The organism is Pseudomonas sp. AC532 (genome assembly GCF_979258965.1).
The window spans coordinates 3,197,077-3,212,489 of the sequence record NZ_OZ409888.1; the positions used below are offsets into that span (position 1 = coordinate 3,197,077).

Genomic DNA, 15,413 nt, shown 5'->3' on the forward strand with positions numbered 1-15,413 from the left:
AAGCCGCTGGCCCGCCGGCAGTCGCGGATGTGGGCGTTAATCGCGCTGTTCGCAGCCCGCTCAACGGATGAACAGTCGGTAGACCAGGCGCTGCAGCGCCTTGCCGTAGGGCGGGTAGACCAGCCGGGCGGGGTTGAAGCGCTGCTTGCCCAGCACGCCCTTGGCCTTGCTGAAGGTCAGAAAACCCTCGCGCCCGTGGTACTGACCCATGCCCGAGGCGCCGATGCCGCCAAACGGCAGATCGTCCTGGGCGACGTGCAGCAGGGTGTCGTTCAGGCACACGCCGCCGCTATGGCTGTGGTGCAGGACGCGCTGCTGTTCGCGGCGGTCGTAACCGAAGTAGTAGAGGGCCAGCGGCCGCGGGCGCGCGGCGACATAGGCCAGCGCCTCGTCGACGTTGTCGTAGGGCACCACCGGCAGCAGCGGGCCAAATATCTCGTCCTGCATCACCAGCATGCTGTCGTCGACGTTCAGCAGCAGGCAGTGGGGCATGCGCCGGTCGCTGCTTTCGGCGTGCAGGGCAATCACCATGGCGCCCTTGTCGCGGGCGTCGTCCAGGTAGCGGAGCAGGCGCTGTTGCTGGCGGGCGTTGATGATGCTGGTGTAGTCCGGGTTGCCCTCGGCCTGCGGATAGAAGCGCTGCACCGCACGGCGATAGGCTGCGACGAATCCTTCCACGCGCTGGCGCGGCACCAGCACGTAGTCCGGCGCCACGCAGGTCTGCCCGGCGTTCAGGGTCTTGCCGAAGGCGATGCGCTCGGCGGCGTGCTCCAGCGGTACGTGCGCGGAGACGATGGCCGGCGATTTGCCGCCCAGTTCCAGGGTCACCGGCGTCAGGTTCTCGGCGGCGGCGCGCATCACCTGGCGGCCAACGCTGGTGGCGCCGGTGAACAGCAGGTGATCGAACGGCAACTGCGCGAACGCCTTGCCGACCTCCGCTTCGCCCAGCACCACAGTGACCAGATCCTCAGGGAACACGCTGGCCAGCAGTTGCCTGATGTGCTGCGAGGTCTGCGGTGTGGCTTCGCTGAGTTTGAGCATTACCCGATTGCCGGCCGCCAGCGCACCGACCAGCGGAGCGATGGCCAGGAACAGCGGGTAGTTCCACGGCACGATGATGCCGACCACGCCCACTGGCTGGTAGATCACCCGTGCCGACGCCGGCATGAAGGGCAGGCCGACGCGGCGTCGCGAGGGCTTCATCCAGCCGCGCAGGCGTTTGCGCGTGTAGCGGATGGCATGCACGCTGGGCAGCATTTCGGCGAGCAGGGTTTCGTCGGCGCTGCGGTTGCCGAAATCCGCGCTGATGCAGCGGATCAGCGCGTCCTGCTCGCTGAGCAGGCGGGCCTTGAGGCTGTCGAGCCAGGCGATGCGTTGCCCGGCCGAGGGCATGGGGTTGGCGGCGAATGCCTGGCGCTGCGCCTGCAAACTGCGTTGCATGGCCTCATGCGGCGCGGCGCCTGGGTTGTCGTGCATGTGGTGCTCCCTGAGGTGCGCGCCGGCTGGCGCTATGCTGTTTGCGCCGCGTGCCGGGGGCGGGCGCGCGTTCACCGGGCCTCGGCACGCTGTTCGCTGGCCCGCAGCCAATCGGGAATGCGCCGCTCCAGGTAATAACCGGGCTTGCGCAGCGTGCCGTCGACGAAGCCGACATGGCCGCCCCTGGCATGCAGCTCGAAGGTGATGCACGGCGCCAGCTCGTCGGCTTCCGGCAGGCTGTACGGGTACACGAACGGGTCATCGCTGGACTGGATCAGCAGCGTCGGCGTCTGGATGCGTCCCAGGTAATAGCGGCTTGAGGCGCGTCGGTAATAGTCCTCGGCATTCTCGAAACCGTGCAGCGGCGCGGTGATGCGGCCGTCGAAATCCCAGAAGGTGCGCATGCCGTCCAGCGGGCCGAGCTTTTCCAGAATCGACAGGCGGTCGGCCTGGCCCTGGTGAGCGAACAGGCGCTGCTTGTCCTTCACGTAAGCGACCATGGCGCGCATGAAGTGGGCCTGGTAGACCCGCGAAAAGCCGACGCCGATGCGGTCCGCGCACTGATCCAGGCGAAATGGCACCGACGCCGCCGCAGCGCCCTGCAGCCCGCTGTCGGCACCGCTCTCGCCGAGGTACTTGAGCAGCACATTGCCGCCCAGCGAATAACCCACCGCATACAGCGGCGCCATCGGCCGCCTGGCGCGCAGGTGGCGGACGGTTTCGGCGAGGTCTTCGCTGGCCCCGGAGTGGTAGCCGCGCGGCAGCAGGTTGGGCTCGCCCGAGCAGCCCCGCCAATTGAGCGCCACGCTGGCCCAGCCCTGCGCGCCGAGCTGGCGCTGCAAGCCGAGCACGTAGTGGGAATTCGACGAGCCGGTCAGGCCATGCAGCACCAGCACGACTGGCGCGTGCGCCTCGTGGGGGCCGTGCCAGTCGAGGTCGAGAAAGTCGCCATCCTCCAGCCACAGGCGCTCGCGCTGGCGATCGAGGCTTGGCGGGCGGCGGCACAGCGAGCCCCAGAGCGTTTGCAGGTGCGGGCCCGGTAGCCACCAGGCGGCGGTAAAGTGCGGCGTGCTGGTCATCGGCAGGCCCCGGTTGTGCTCATTACCAGCCGAACTCTTCGGCCAGCGACTGCGCCGTGCCGCGCTCACCCAGTATCGGCAACAGGGCCTCGATCAAACGGTCACGGTGCACCGGGTTGACGCTGAAGTCGTCGAGAAAGAGGTCTTCGCCAGCGCTGCTCCAGATGGCGTCGAAGCAGGCGAGACAGGCGATCATCTGTTCGAGGTCGCTGAACAGCGGTGCCGGCTGCCAGGTGCCGCTGCCGTGGCGGTCATGCAGCACCCTGCCGCTGCTGACCTCGAAGATGAACGGATCACCGCCCTGGTCGGCCACCACCAGCCAGTCGTCGTGCCAGTCCGTCAGCCGCTCGCCGCTGATGCCATGCCAGCGGTAGCCGGCCTGCAGCCGCCACAGGCGGCTCAGCGAAGGAATGAAGAACGAATTGCCCGCGGTCTCCAGGTTGCAGTTGTTCGGGCCGATCTCGCGGTAGAACCGCGCGATATCGGCAGGCAAAGGGATATCGCCTTGCCACTCCCCGGCATCCTGCGTGCGCAGGCTCAGGCCCTGGTCGACGAGGGCCTGGCGCAGCGCCTGCGTGGCCTCATGCATGGCTGCGTTGCCACAGCGCGTAATGCACCTGGCCGGCTTTCTGCTCGCGGTGCAGGCGCCAGTTGCCGGGCAGGCCCAGGCTGGACGGCGGTTGTTCGCTCTCGGTGTAGACCCACGCGTCATCGGCCAGCCAGCCGCGCTGTTCGAGCAGCTCGCAGGCCGGCAGCAGCAGGTTCTGGCTGAACGGCGGATCGAGGAACACCAGGTCGAACGGCGTGGCCGGCTGGCCTTGCAGGTAGGCGAGCGCGTCGCTCTGCAGCACCTGGCCGTTGTCGCAGCGCAGGGTCGTCAGGTGGCCGCGCAGGCTGATCACGGCCGCCGGGTTGAGATCCAGCGCCAGAGCGCTGGCGGCCCCGCGCGACAACGCTTCGAGAAACAGCGCACCGCTACCGGCGAACGGGTCGAACACCTTCGCGGCTTCGACGTAGGGCGCCAGCCAGTTGAACAGGGTTTCCCGCACGCGGTTGGGCGTCGGCCGCAGGCCATGGGCCATGGGAAAGCCGAACTGGCGGCTGCGCCATTGCCCGGCGATGATCCGCAGTTGCCCGTCGCCACTGTGGGCGGCCGGGATCTTGGCAGAAACGGGTCGTCTGGCCATCAGTGCTCCGGGACGCCGGTCGGCTGTGCGGCAGGTTTGTCGGTGGGCGGTGGCAGCTCTTTCTGCGCGACCTTCGGCCCGGCGGTGACGATTACCAGCGCCTCGGGGTCGAGGTGCTTGGCCATGGCAGCTTTCACCTGTTCGACGCTTTGCGCCTGTACCTGGCCCATGAAATCTTCCAGGTAGGTCAGTGGCAGGTCGTAGAAGCCGATGGCGCCTAGTTGGCCGACAATCGCCGAGTTGCTGGCGGTAGACAGCGGGAAGCTGCCTGCCATTTCGCGCTTGGCCGCGTCCAGTTCTGCCTGGGTCGGGCCGTTGGCGATGAATTCCGCGAGCAGGTCTTTGACCAGCTGCAAGGTGCCGTCGCTGAGTTCGGCGCGGGTCTGCAGGTTGATCAGAAATGGCCCGCGCGCCTGCATGGCGGTGAAGCCCGAGTAGACGCCGTAGGTCAGGCCGCGCTTCTCGCGCACCTCGGTCATCAGGCGGGTGCCGAAGCCGCCACCGCCAAACACCTGGTTACCCAGGTAAAGCGCCGCGTAGTCGGGGTCGCGACGGTCGATGCCGAGTTGAGCGATCAGCAGGTGAGTCTGGTTGGACGGGAAGTCGATATGGGTCAGGCCGGCCTTCGGTGCCTCGGGCGCGACGGTCTTCGGCAGTGCCGGGCCCTTTGGCAGCGCCGCGGAAACTTCGGCAGCCATGGCCTCGGCTTCTTCGCGTGACAGGTCGCCGACCACCGCGATCACCGCGTTGCCGGCGGCATAGGCCTTGGCGTGGAAAGCCTGCAGTTGTTCACGGCTGATGCCCGGAATCGACTGCGCGTTGCCTTCGCTGGGGTGGCCGTAGGGATGCGTGCCGTACAGGCGTTCGAACAGCTCCAGGCTGGCCAGCTTGCCCGGGTTCTGCTTCTGGAACTCGAAGCCGGCGAGGACCTGGTTCTTGATACGCACCAGGGAGTCGGCGGGAAAGGTCGGCTGACCGATCACCTGCTCGAACAGCTTCAGGGCCGGCGCGCGCTGCTCGGCGGCGCTGAGGCTGCGCAGGCCGGTCACCGCCATGTCGCGGTAGGCGCCGTTCTCGAATTGGGCGCCGAGGCTTTCGAAGCCGGCGGCGATAGCGCCGACATCCTTGCCGGGTACGCCTTCGTTGAGCATGGCGTTGGTGAGCATCGCCAGGCCTGGCACGCCGTTGTCCTGGCTGCTGCCGGCGGCGTAGGTCAGGCGCAGGTCGAACATCGGCAGTTCGCGGGCTTCCACGAACAGCACCTTGGCGCCTTCGGCGGTCTGCCAGCTCTGGATATCCAGCGAGCGTCGCGCGGGCGCCTTGCCGTCCAGCTCGGCCAGCGATTGCAACTGGGTGTCAGCGGTTTTCGGCGCATCGGCGGCGGCCGGGGCTGCGTCGGGCTTGTGCTGCACGGTGAAGGTCAGGGCCACCAGCAGGGCGATCAGGAACAGCCCCAGCAGGGCGTAGCGCGGGCCGTTACGCTTACTCATCGCGCTTCTCCTCGGGCAATACATGGGCGACGCTGAGGCGGTCGCGGGTGAAGTAGGTCTTGGCGGCGCGCTGGATGTCGGCCGGGGTCACGGCCTCCAGTTCGGCCAGTTCCTGGTCGATCAACTGCCAGGACAGGCCAACGGTTTCCAGCTGGCCGATGGCGGTGGCCTGGCTGGTGATCGAGTCACGGTCGTAGACCAGTTCGGCAATCACCTGGGCGCGTACGCGGGCCAGTTCTTCTGCCGATGGCGCGTTCTTCTGCAGGTCCTGCAGCTCACGCCAGATGCCCGCTTCGGTCTGCTCCAGGGTCTTGCCGGTCTGCACGTTGGGCGTGGCCGAGACCATGAACAGGCTGTCGCCGCGGGTGTAGCCGTTGTACCAGGCGCCTGCACCGGACACCAGTTCTTCGCCGCGCTCCAGGCGGGTGGCCAGGCGCGCGCTGTAGCCGCCGTCGAGCAGGGCGGCGATCAGGCGCAGGGCATGCACGTCGCGGGGTGTCTCGGCGGTGGCCAGCCCGGGCACGTTGAAACCCATCATCAGGCTCGGCAGCTGGGTCTTGAGGCGCAGGGTGATTTGCCGCTCGCCGGGTGCCGGCAGCTCCAGCGGGATCTTGGCGGCTGGTATCTCGCGCTTGGGAATAGCCCCGAAATAGCGCTGTGCCAGGGCCTTGACCGCGTCCGGAGTGACATCGCCGACCACCACCAGGGTGGCGTTGTTGGGCACGTACCAGGTCTGGTACCAGTGGCGCAGCTCATCCACGGTCATGCGGTCGAGGTCGGCCATCCAGCCGATGGTGGGGATGCTGTAGCCGCTGGCCGGGTAGGCCATGGCCTTGAAACGCTCGAAGGCCAGGCCCGACGGTTTGTCGTCGGTGCGCAGGCGGCGCTCTTCCTTGATCACCTCGATCTCGCGGGCGAACTCGTCGGCGGGCAGGCGCAGGCTGGCCAGGCGGTCTGCTTCGAGTTCGAAGGCGACGCCCAGGCGATCAGCGGCCAGCACCTGGTAGTAGGCGGTGTAGTCGTCACTGGTGAAGGCGTTCTCTTCGGCGCCGAGGTCACGCAATACGCGTGAGGCTTCGCCCGGGCCGAGCTTGCGGCTGCCCTTGAACATCATGTGTTCCAGTGCATGGGACAGGCCCGTCTGCCCGGCGGTCTCGTAGCTCGAGCCGACCTTGTACCAGAGCTGGGACACCACCACCGGCGCGCGGTGGTCTTCGCGGACGATGACTTTGAGACCGTTGTCGAGGGTGAATTCATGGGTCGGTTGGGGCGCCGCGGCCTGGGCTGCCAGGGGCAGGGCGCAGGCTAACAGCAGGCCGGCGAGATGGCGGGCAACTGAAATGGACAAACCTCTCTCCTCGTAGAACCACGTCGAACGTGGCGATGGCGACGACGGCTGGGCCGTGGTCGTGCAGCAGGTACCGCGCAGCGCCAGTCGGGCTGCTTGGCTTAGCCGTGGCCTGTGCGGAGGTGCTAGGATACGCATCCGTTTTACTGGCGACCACGTCTGTGCAGCGATGGTGTGCGAATCCCCTGTGCACTTGCCGCTCTGCACCGCCCTCAGCCCCATCGTGCCTGGGCCTTGGCGTTCGCCCCTCTGAGATAGCCGTCCTTCATGTTTGGTTCAAAAGACGACAACAAGACCCCGGCCCCCGACGCCAGCGCCGAGCAGGGCACAGAGAAAGCCACCGAGAAGCGCGGCCTGTTTGGCTGGTTGCGCAAGAAGCCCGCAGAGCCCGCGCCCACCGCGCCCGAAGCGGAAACGCCGCAGGGCGCGCCTGAGCCCGAGACGGTTGAGCCCGTCGTGGCTGATCTGCCGGCGCCTATTGAGCAGCCGCTCCGTTTCGAGCCTGAGCCTCAGCCTGAGGTAGAGCCCGAACCGGCCGTTATAGACCCAGAGCCGACTCGGCATGGCCCCGAAGCGATGGCCGAGCCCGTCGCCGAGCAGCCGGCGGCTGCTCTCGAACACCCCGTCGACCTGGCCACCGGCAGCGACGTGCACCACGCCATGCCAGCGACCCCGGCGGCCGTGGTCGCCGCGCCGGTCGAAGTGCCCGCGCCGGTGGTCGAGCAGAACAAGCCGTCGGACAACAAGGGTGGCTGGTTCGCGCGGTTGCGCCAGGGCCTGTCGAAGACCAGCGCCAGCCTGGGCGAGGGCATGGCCAGCCTGTTCCTCGGCAAGAAAGCCATCGACGATGACCTGCTCGACGAGATCGAGACCCGCCTGCTCACCGCCGACGTGGGTGTCGAAGCCACCACGGCGATCATCGGCAGCCTGACCCAGAAGGTCGCGCGCAAGCAGCTGACCGACAGCGAGGCGCTGTACAAATCCCTGCAGGAAGAACTCGCTGCGCTGCTGCGCCCGGTCGAGCAGCCCCTGCACATCGATACCGGCAAGCGGCCGTTCGTGATTCTGGTGGTCGGCGTGAACGGCGCCGGCAAGACCACCACCATCGGCAAGCTGGCCAAGAAGCTGCAGGGCGAGGGCAAGAAGGTCATGCTCGCCGCTGGCGACACCTTCCGCGCCGCTGCGGTGGAGCAGCTGCAGGTGTGGGGCGAGCGCAACAAGATCCCGGTGATCGCCCAGCACACCGGCGCCGACTCGGCATCGGTGATCTTCGATGCCGTGCAGGCGGCCAAGGCCCGCGGCATGGACGTACTGATCGCCGACACCGCGGGCCGTTTGCATACCAAAGACAACCTGATGGAGGAGCTGAAGAAGGTGCGCCGGGTGATCGGCAAACTCGACGACACTGCGCCCCACGAGGTGCTGCTGGTGCTGGATGCCGGCACCGGGCAGAACGCGATCAACCAGGCCAAACAATTCAACCAGACGGTGAACTTGACCGGGCTGGCCCTGACCAAGCTGGATGGTACGGCCAAGGGTGGTGTGATTTTCGCCCTGGCCAAGCAGTTCGGCCTGCCGATTCGCTACATCGGCGTTGGCGAAGGCATAGACGATCTGCGCACCTTCGAGGCCGAACCCTTCGTTCAGGCGCTTTTCCAACAGCGGGAGCAGTGATGATCCGATTCGAGCAGGTCGGCAAGCGTTACCCCAACGGTCATGTCGGGTTGCATGAGTTGAGTTTCCGCGTGCGGCGCGGCGAGTTTCTGTTCGTCACCGGCCACTCCGGCGCCGGCAAGAGCACGCTGCTGCGCCTGTTGCTGGCCATGGAGCGACCGACGTCGGGCAAGTTGCTGCTCGCCGGTCAGGATCTGTCGCAGATCACCAACGCACAGATTCCCTTCCTGCGTCGGCAGATCGGCGTGGTGTTTCAGAACCACCAGCTGTTGTTCGACCGCAGCGTGTTCGACAACGTGGCGTTGCCGATGCAGATCCAGGGCCTGTCGAAGACCGATATCGGCCGCCGTGTCGGCGCTGCGCTGGAACGGGTGTCCCTCAGCGACAAGGCCGAGCTGTATCCCGGCGACCTGTCGACCGGGCAGCAACAGCGCGTCGGCATTGCCCGCGCCATCGTTCACCGTCCGGCCCTGCTACTGGCCGACGAACCCACCGGTAACCTCGACCCGCGTCTGGCGGCGGAAATCATGGGCGTATTCGAAGACATCAACCGCCTCGGCACCAGTGTGCTGATCGCCAGTCACGACCTGGCGCTGATCGCCCGCATGCGCCACCGCATGCTCACCCTGCAACGCGGTCGCCTGATCGGCGATGGGGAGGCTGCAGAATGAGCGCCTCACGCGTTCCACCACCGCAGCCGGCCCAGCGCGTCGGCGCGGCGCCGAAGAATGCCGAGCCCCAGGGGCCGGATAATGAACCGGATTTCCGCACCCTGACCCGTGCCTGGCTGGAAAGCCACCGTGCCAGCCTGGTCGACAGTTTGCGCCGCCTCGGCAAGCAGCCGATCGGCAGCTTCTTCACCTGCCTGGTGATGGCCGTGGCATTGAGCCTGCCGATGGGCCTGTCGCTGCTGCTCGGCAACGTCGAGCGTCTTGGCGGTACTTGGGAGCGCGCGGCGCAGATTTCGGTGTTCCTGACCATCGATGCCAGCGATAGCCAGGGCCAGGCCCTGCGCGAAGAGATCGCCGGCATGGGTGACGTGGCCGAAGCCGAGTGGATCAGCCGGGAAAAGGCCCTGGAAGAATTCCAGCAGCAGTCCGGCCTGGGCGAAGCGCTCAAGGAGCTGCCGGACAACCCGCTGCCGGGCGCGGTGCTGGTCACGCCGAAGGAAGTCGACAAGGCAACGCTGGAGGCCTTGCGCCTGCGTCTCGACGAACTGCCCAACGTGCAGCAGGCGCAGCTGGATCTGGTCTGGGTCGAGCGCCTCAGCGCAATCCTCAAGCTGGGGGATCGCTTCGTCTTCGGCCTGACCGTCTTGCTGATCATGGCGCTGCTGCTGGTCATCGGTAACACCATCCGTCTGCACATCGAGAACCGCCGTACCGAGATCGAAGTGATCAAGCTGGTCGGCGGCACTGACAGCTACGTGCGACGCCCTTTCCTTTATATGGGCGCGCTGTACGGCCTCGGCGCCGGGGTGTTGTCCTGGCTGGTACTGGCCTTTGGGTTGAACTGGTTGAACGATGCCGTGGTGCGTCTGTCCGGATTGTATGGCAGTGATTTCGCGCTGGCCGGTGTGCCATCCGGCGACGGCTTCTCGCTCTTGCTGGGAGCCGTGCTGTTGGGGTATATCGGTGCGTGGCTCGCGGTAGCAAGGCATTTAAGGGAGCTTGCTCCGCGCTGAAGCGCTGGTTTGACGCTTCGCCAACTTATTGATTTGGTTGATATTGACTATTGATCGGGGAACCAGGATGGTGGCTTCCGGTCATAAAGCGCGGTGCTACACTGCGTACGTTTCGTGAATCGGAGGATTCAAATGTCCACTTCCTTGCAACCTGTTCATGCTCTTGTTCCAGGCGCCAACCTGGAAGCATACGTGCATGCGGTCAACAGCATTCCGCTGCTGACGCCTGAGCAGGAGCGCGAGCTGGCCGCTAATCTCTTCTACAAGCAGGACCTCGAGGCTGCCCGCCAGATGGTTCTCGCTCACCTGCGTTTCGTCGTGCACATCGCGCGCAGCTATTCCGGTTATGGCCTGGCTCAGGCTGACCTGATTCAGGAAGGCAACGTCGGCCTGATGAAGGCGGTCAAACGCTTCAACCCTGAAATGGGTGTGCGCCTGGTGTCGTTCGCCGTGCACTGGATTCGCGCCGAGATCCACGAGTTCATTCTGCGCAACTGGCGCATCGTCAAGGTCGCGACCACCAAGGCCCAGCGCAAGCTGTTCTTCAACCTGCGCAGCCAGAAGAAGCGTCTGGCCTGGTTGAACAACGACGAGGTCAATGCCGTGGCCGAGAGCCTGGGCGTCGAGGCGCGTGAAGTGCGCGAGATGGAAAGCCGCCTGACCGGCCATGACATGGCTTTCGACCCCGCCGCCGACGCGGATGACGACAGCGCCTTCCAGTCCCCTGCCCAGTACCTTGAAGATCACCGCTATGATCCAGCCAGGCAGATGGAGGATGAGGACTGGAGCGATACCTCCAGCGCCAACCTGCACGAGGCGCTTGAAGGTTTGGATGAGCGCAGCCGCGATATCCTGCAGCAGCGCTGGCTGGCCGAGGAAAAGGCCACGCTGCACGAGCTGGCGGCCAAGTACAACGTCTCGGCAGAGCGTATTCGTCAGCTGGAAAAGAACGCGATGAACAAGCTCAAGGGTTCCATCGCGGCCTGATTCCGCTACGCAGCACCAGAAACGCCCCGGCTCTGTTCGGGGCGTTTTCGTTTGGGTGACTTAGAGCCCGCGGATGTGAACTGTTGTGAAATTGTGGGAGCGGGCCATGCCCGCGAAAGGGGCTTCCACTCAGAAGTGTGGAGTTCGCGGGCATGGCCCGCTGCCACATCAAACCGCGTTGTTTCCCTGGCTACTTCGCCCACCAGCCCGGCCGGGGCGCCTGCAATTGATCGAGGTAATGGCTGCCGCCGAGCTGGCGCATCTGCCGGCGAACCCAGTTGGCGCGCTGGGTGATGTAGCCGCTCGGCCGGCCGGCATCGTACTGCCGCGGATTGGGCAGCACCGCCGCCAGCAGGCTGGCCTGGCGTGCGGAGAGGTAAGAGGCGCCGATGTTGAAATGGTGGCGTGCAGCGGCTTCTGCGCCGAATACGCCATCGGCCCATTCGGCGCTGTTGAGGTACACCTCGAGGATGCGCTCCTTGGGCCACAGCAGCTCGATCAGCGCGGTGAACCACACTTCGATACCCTTGCGCAGCCAGCTGCGACCGGACCACAGGAACAGGTTCTTGGCCACCTGCTGGCTCAGGGTGCTGGCGCCACGCACCGAGCCGCCCTGCTGGTTGTGCGACAGCGCCGCCTTGATCGCGTCGACATCGAAGCCCCAGTGCTGGGCAAACTTCTGGTCTTCGCTGGCGATCACGGCGATCTTCAGGTCGTCGGGCAACTGCTCCCAGGAGCGCCAGCTGCGCTGCAGGTCGATGGGCTTTGCGTCGATCCAGGATTCGATCTTGCGCTCGACCATCAGCGCCGTGCCCGGCGGTGGAACCCAGCGCAGGGCGAGCACCAGCAGGAACGAGCCGGCGATGAACCAGAACAGCAGCTTCAGCAGGAGGCGGCGAATGGAGCGGAGCATGCGCGGTGAGCCAGGCCGGGTTGGCCGGGCATTATACGGTGCCACGCGCCTTTGCGGGCAATGCTGCACCGCGCTGCGGCAATCGGCTGCGCGCAGCGGCGCAGTCGTCGGCGTAGACTGATGCATCTCATGTCTGCGATTGGTGCCCCACGATGGTCCGTCTATGGTTGCTGCTGTCGGCCTTCGCCGGCTTTTCCGGTGTGGCGCTGGGGGCGTTCGCGGCCCACGGCCTGAAGAACAGGCTCAGCGCCGAGTACCTGGCGGTGTTCCAGACCGGCACCCACTATCAGCTAATCCATGCGCTGGCGCTGCTGGGGGTGGCCATTCTCGCCCTGCTGGTGCCAGGCCGCCTGGTCAACCTGGCGGGTAGCTTTTTCGCCCTGGGCATCCTGCTGTTCTCTGGCAGCCTGTATCTGCTTACCCTTAGCGGCGTCAGCAAGCTGGGTATCGTCACGCCGTTCGGCGGCCTGGCGTTTCTGGCCGGCTGGGCCTGCCTGGGGCTGCTTGCCTGGCGCATGACCTGAGACGAATGGCCGGCCTGTGCCTTGGTCATCGCCGGTGATCGGGCTAGAATGCCGGCCCTTTCTCCTGTTGTGACGTGTCGCCATGCATATCCAGTTGAACGGTGAACCCCTCGAGCTGCCCGAAGGCGCCAGCGTCGCTGACCTGATCGAGCGTCTGCAACTGGCCGGTCGCCGGGTGGCGGTCGAGCGCAACCTCGATATCGTCCCGCGCAGCGAGTACGCCGCTACCGTGCTGGCCGAAGGCGATCGCCTCGAAGTGGTACACGCCATCGGCGGCGGCTGAGCCTAGCGCCGCGCCCACCCAACTTCCCTGTGCAGAGGAATGCCCATGAGCCACGCTGTCAGCGATAAGCCCTTCACCCTGGCCGGCCGTACCTATCAGTCGCGCCTACTGGTCGGCACCGGTAAATACAAGGATCTCGACGAGACCCGTGCGGCCATCGAAGCCTCGGGCGCCGAGATCGTCACCGTGGCCGTGCGGCGTACCAACATCGGCCAGAACCCGGGCGAGCCCAACCTGCTCGACGTGATTTCGCCCGAGCGCTACACCATCCTGCCGAACACCGCGGGTTGCTACGACGCCGTCGAGGCCGTGCGCACCTGTCGCCTGGCCCGTGAGCTGCTCGATGGCCACAAGCTGGTCAAGCTGGAAGTGCTGGCCGACCAGAAGACCCTGTTCCCCAATGTGATCGAGACCCTCAAGGCCGCCGAAGTGCTGGTCAAGGAAGGTTTCGACGTGATGGTCTACACCAGCGACGACCCGATCATCGCCCGGCAGCTGGCCGAGATGGGCTGCATCGCGGTGATGCCGCTGGCCGGGCTGATCGGCACCGGGCTGGGCATCTGCAACCCCTACAACCTGCGCATCATCCTTGAAGAGGCCAGCGTTCCGGTGCTGGTGGATGCTGGTGTGGGTACTGCGTCCGACGCCACCATCGCCATGGAGCTGGGCTGCGAAGCGGTGTTGATGAACAGCGCCATCGCCCACGCCCAGCACCCGGTGCTGATGGCCCAGGCGATGAAGTACGCCATCGAGGCTGGCCGCCTTGCCTACCTGGCCGGTCGCATGCCGAAGAAGCTCTATGCCAGCGCGTCGTCGCCGCTCGACGGCATGATCCGCTGAGGCCCTGCTGCACAGGCGCCTGACGGGGACGAGCGGTCCCCGTTTCTCTTTCCCATTCAGTGTTCCGAGTGCCCCATGAGCGATATCGAACAAACCACCGCCGACGAAACCCCACGGCATATGCGTGCAATCAAGAGCTTCGTGATGCGCGCCGGCCGGATGACCGAAGGCCAGCAGCGCGGTCTCGATCAGGGCTGGCCGAAGTTCGGCCTGGAACTGGCCGATGGTGCCCGGGATTTCGACGCGGTGTTCGGTCGCCAGGCGCCGCGCACCTTCGAAATTGGTTTCGGCATGGGCCATTCCACCCTGGAGATGGCGGCAGCTGCGCCCGAACAGGATTTCATCGGCGTGGAAGTGCACAAGCCTGGGGTCGGCGCGTTGCTCAATGGGGTGATGACCCAGAACCTCAGCAACATCCGCGTATACAGCTGCGATGCCCTGGAAGTGCTGCGCCAGTGCGTAGCCGATGCCAGCCTGGATCGTGTGTTGCTGTATTTCCCGGACCCGTGGCACAAGGCGCGTCATCACAAGCGTCGCATCGTCCAGCCGGCGTTTGCCGAGCTGGTGCGCCAGAAGCTCAAGGTCGGCGGCGTGCTGCACATGGCCACCGACTGGGAGCCCTACGCCGAGTACATGCTGGAGGTGATGAACGCGGCGCCGGGGTATCGCAACCTTGCCGCCGACGGACGCTGCGTCGAGCGCCCGGCTGAACGCCCGGTGACCAAGTTCGAGCGCCGCGGTGAGCGCCTCGGGCATGGGGTGTGGGACCTGAAGTTCGAGCGGGTCGACTGAGCGGCGCCCGGGCACACTTTCGTAGCCTGTCGCTGAGCGCAGCGATGTGCAGAGGGCAATCTCGGCTATGTTCCGCGGCTTTAGCGAAAACTGCTCCCCGGGTTTCGCTGCGCTCTACCCAGGCTACGTGTCCGGGTGGCCGTCGATCAGGCGGTAGCGCCGCGCAATTGTCGCAGCAGGCGAGCGCCGAAAACGTTGATCAGCAAGCCGAGCATGACGATGGCCGCGCCAATCCATTGAACGATGCTCAGCGCTTCGCCCAGGAACAGCCATGCCGAACTGAGGCCAATCACCGGCACCAAAAGCGAGAAGGGTGCCACTTGGCTGGCCGGATAGCGTGACAGCAATCGGCTCCACAAGCCGTAGCCGAGCAGCGTGGCGATGAAGGCCAGGTAAGCGATGGCCAGCAGTGAGTTGAGCGTAATGCCCCTCAGCGCCGTCTCGATCTGGGCTGGCCCCTCCAATGCCAGTGACAGGGCCAGGAAGGGCAGTGGGGGTATCAGGCTACCCCAGACCACCAGGCTGACCAGGTTGACCTTGCCGATGCGCTTGGTGACCACGTTGCCCAGGCCCCACATCGCCGCTGCACAAAGCGTCAGCACGAAGCCGGCGAGGGTGAAGGCGCGCCCGCTTTCACTGCCGATCAGCAGCAAGCCGGCAGCCGCTATCACCAGGCCGATCAGGCTGCTGCGGCGCACTGTTTCGCCAATGAACAGTGCCGCGAACCCCAGGGTGAAGAAGGCCTGCGCCTGCAGTACCAGTGAAGCCAGGCCGGCGGGCATACCGACGTACATTGCCGAGAACAGAAAGGCGAACTGCCCCAGGGAAATCGTCATGCCGTAGGCGAGCAGCCAACGCAGCGGCATATCCGGGCGGCGGATGAATAAAATGGCGGGAAAGGCGGCCAGCATGAAACGCAGGGCACCGAGCAGCATTGGTGGTACACCGTCCAGGCCGACCTTGATCACCACGAAATTGACGCCCCAGGCAACGATCACCACGGCTGCCAGCAGGATGTCCTTGGGTGTCATGTGTAGCCTCACGCGTTGGGTTGCGGACGTGCAGGCTAGCGTGAATGGCGGCGACGGACACGCCACAGTTGTCGGGGATTTTCCCGATACAGCCTCAATGACGAC

General features: G+C 65.8%; 16 protein-coding genes. 8 read left to right on the forward strand and 8 right to left on the reverse strand.

Annotated features, from left to right (window positions below):
- Window positions 1-60: 60 nt before the first annotated feature.
- From ACZ0AV_RS15015 to ACZ0AV_RS15040, 6 genes are all read right to left on the reverse strand, one after another.
- Window positions 61-1,476, reverse strand: coding sequence for a coniferyl aldehyde dehydrogenase (locus ACZ0AV_RS15015; protein WP_499151767.1), 1,416 nt, complete (start codon window positions 1,474-1,476; stop codon window positions 61-63).
- 71 nt (window positions 1,477-1,547) lie between these two features.
- Complete coding sequence (locus ACZ0AV_RS15020) at window positions 1,548-2,555, reverse strand: hydrolase (RefSeq protein ID WP_499151768.1); 1,008 nt, start codon at window positions 2,553-2,555, stop codon at window positions 1,548-1,550.
- Window positions 2,556-2,577: 22 nt separating this feature from the next.
- Complete coding sequence (locus ACZ0AV_RS15025) at window positions 2,578-3,144, reverse strand: hypothetical protein (protein WP_499151769.1); 567 nt, start codon at window positions 3,142-3,144, stop codon at window positions 2,578-2,580.
- Complete coding sequence (gene rsmD / locus ACZ0AV_RS15030) at window positions 3,137-3,742, reverse strand: 16S rRNA (guanine(966)-N(2))-methyltransferase RsmD (protein ID WP_499151770.1); 606 nt, start codon at window positions 3,740-3,742, stop codon at window positions 3,137-3,139. The genes ACZ0AV_RS15025 and rsmD overlap by 8 nt, the downstream gene beginning before the upstream one ends.
- On the reverse strand, window positions 3,742-5,232 hold the full coding sequence (locus ACZ0AV_RS15035; RefSeq protein ID WP_499151771.1) for a M16 family metallopeptidase: 1,491 nt from the start codon (window positions 5,230-5,232) through the stop codon (window positions 3,742-3,744). Before ACZ0AV_RS15035 ends, rsmD begins: the two co-directional genes overlap by 1 nt.
- Window positions 5,225-6,580: a M16 family metallopeptidase gene (locus ACZ0AV_RS15040; protein WP_499151772.1), complete on the reverse strand. Its 1,356-nt coding sequence runs from the start codon at window positions 6,578-6,580 to the stop codon at window positions 5,225-5,227. The genes ACZ0AV_RS15035 and ACZ0AV_RS15040 overlap by 8 nt, the downstream gene beginning before the upstream one ends.
- Before the next feature lie 267 nt (window positions 6,581-6,847).
- Between ACZ0AV_RS15040 and ftsY the strand changes: the two genes are divergently transcribed.
- From ftsY to rpoH, 4 genes are all read left to right on the forward strand, one after another.
- Complete coding sequence (gene ftsY, locus ACZ0AV_RS15045) at window positions 6,848-8,254, forward strand: signal recognition particle-docking protein FtsY (protein ID WP_499151773.1); 1,407 nt, start codon at window positions 6,848-6,850, stop codon at window positions 8,252-8,254.
- Window positions 8,254-8,925 carry a cell division ATP-binding protein FtsE gene (ftsE, locus tag ACZ0AV_RS15050; protein WP_070881017.1) on the forward strand — a complete coding sequence of 224 codons (672 nt, stop codon included), beginning with the start codon at window positions 8,254-8,256 and terminating at the stop codon, window positions 8,923-8,925. Before ftsY ends, ftsE begins: the two co-directional genes overlap by 1 nt.
- Window positions 8,922-9,938, forward strand: a complete 1,017-nt coding sequence (gene ftsX, locus ACZ0AV_RS15055) for a permease-like cell division protein FtsX (protein ID WP_499151774.1) — start codon at window positions 8,922-8,924, stop codon at window positions 9,936-9,938. The genes ftsE and ftsX overlap by 4 nt, the downstream gene beginning before the upstream one ends.
- Window positions 9,939-10,070: 132 nt before the next feature.
- Window positions 10,071-10,925, forward strand: coding sequence for an RNA polymerase sigma factor RpoH (gene rpoH, locus ACZ0AV_RS15060; protein WP_499151775.1), 855 nt, complete (start codon window positions 10,071-10,073; stop codon window positions 10,923-10,925).
- A 190-nt stretch (window positions 10,926-11,115) separates the two neighbouring features.
- On the opposite strand, the gene mtgA is transcribed toward rpoH, so the two are convergent.
- Window positions 11,116-11,838 carry a monofunctional biosynthetic peptidoglycan transglycosylase gene (mtgA, locus tag ACZ0AV_RS15065; protein ID WP_499151776.1) on the reverse strand — a complete coding sequence of 241 codons (723 nt, stop codon included), beginning with the start codon at window positions 11,836-11,838 and terminating at the stop codon, window positions 11,116-11,118.
- Between the two features lie 152 nt (window positions 11,839-11,990).
- Here mtgA and ACZ0AV_RS15070 point away from each other — a divergent pair, with 152 nt between their 5' ends.
- From ACZ0AV_RS15070 to trmB, 4 genes are all read left to right on the forward strand, one after another.
- Entirely contained in the window at window positions 11,991-12,362 is a 372-nt protein-coding gene (locus ACZ0AV_RS15070; RefSeq protein WP_499151777.1) for a DUF423 domain-containing protein, read from the forward strand.
- Window positions 12,363-12,444: 82 nt separating this feature from the next.
- The gene (gene thiS, locus ACZ0AV_RS15075; protein ID WP_499151778.1) at window positions 12,445-12,645 is read left to right on the forward strand and encodes a sulfur carrier protein ThiS; all 201 of its coding nucleotides are present in this window, start codon (window positions 12,445-12,447) and stop codon (window positions 12,643-12,645) included.
- 45 nt (window positions 12,646-12,690) lie between these two features.
- Complete coding sequence (locus tag ACZ0AV_RS15080) at window positions 12,691-13,485, forward strand: thiazole synthase (protein WP_499151779.1); 795 nt, start codon at window positions 12,691-12,693, stop codon at window positions 13,483-13,485.
- 120 nt (window positions 13,486-13,605) lie between these two features.
- Window positions 13,606-14,277, forward strand: coding sequence for a tRNA (guanosine(46)-N7)-methyltransferase TrmB (trmB, locus tag ACZ0AV_RS15085; protein ID WP_499153372.1), 672 nt, complete (start codon window positions 13,606-13,608; stop codon window positions 14,275-14,277).
- A gap of 146 nt (window positions 14,278-14,423) precedes the next feature.
- Here trmB and ACZ0AV_RS15090 read toward each other — a convergent pair whose 3' ends face one another.
- The gene (locus ACZ0AV_RS15090) at window positions 14,424-15,308 is read right to left on the reverse strand and encodes an EamA family transporter (RefSeq protein WP_499151780.1); all 885 of its coding nucleotides are present in this window, start codon (window positions 15,306-15,308) and stop codon (window positions 14,424-14,426) included.
- Window positions 15,309-15,413 lie beyond the last annotated feature (105 nt).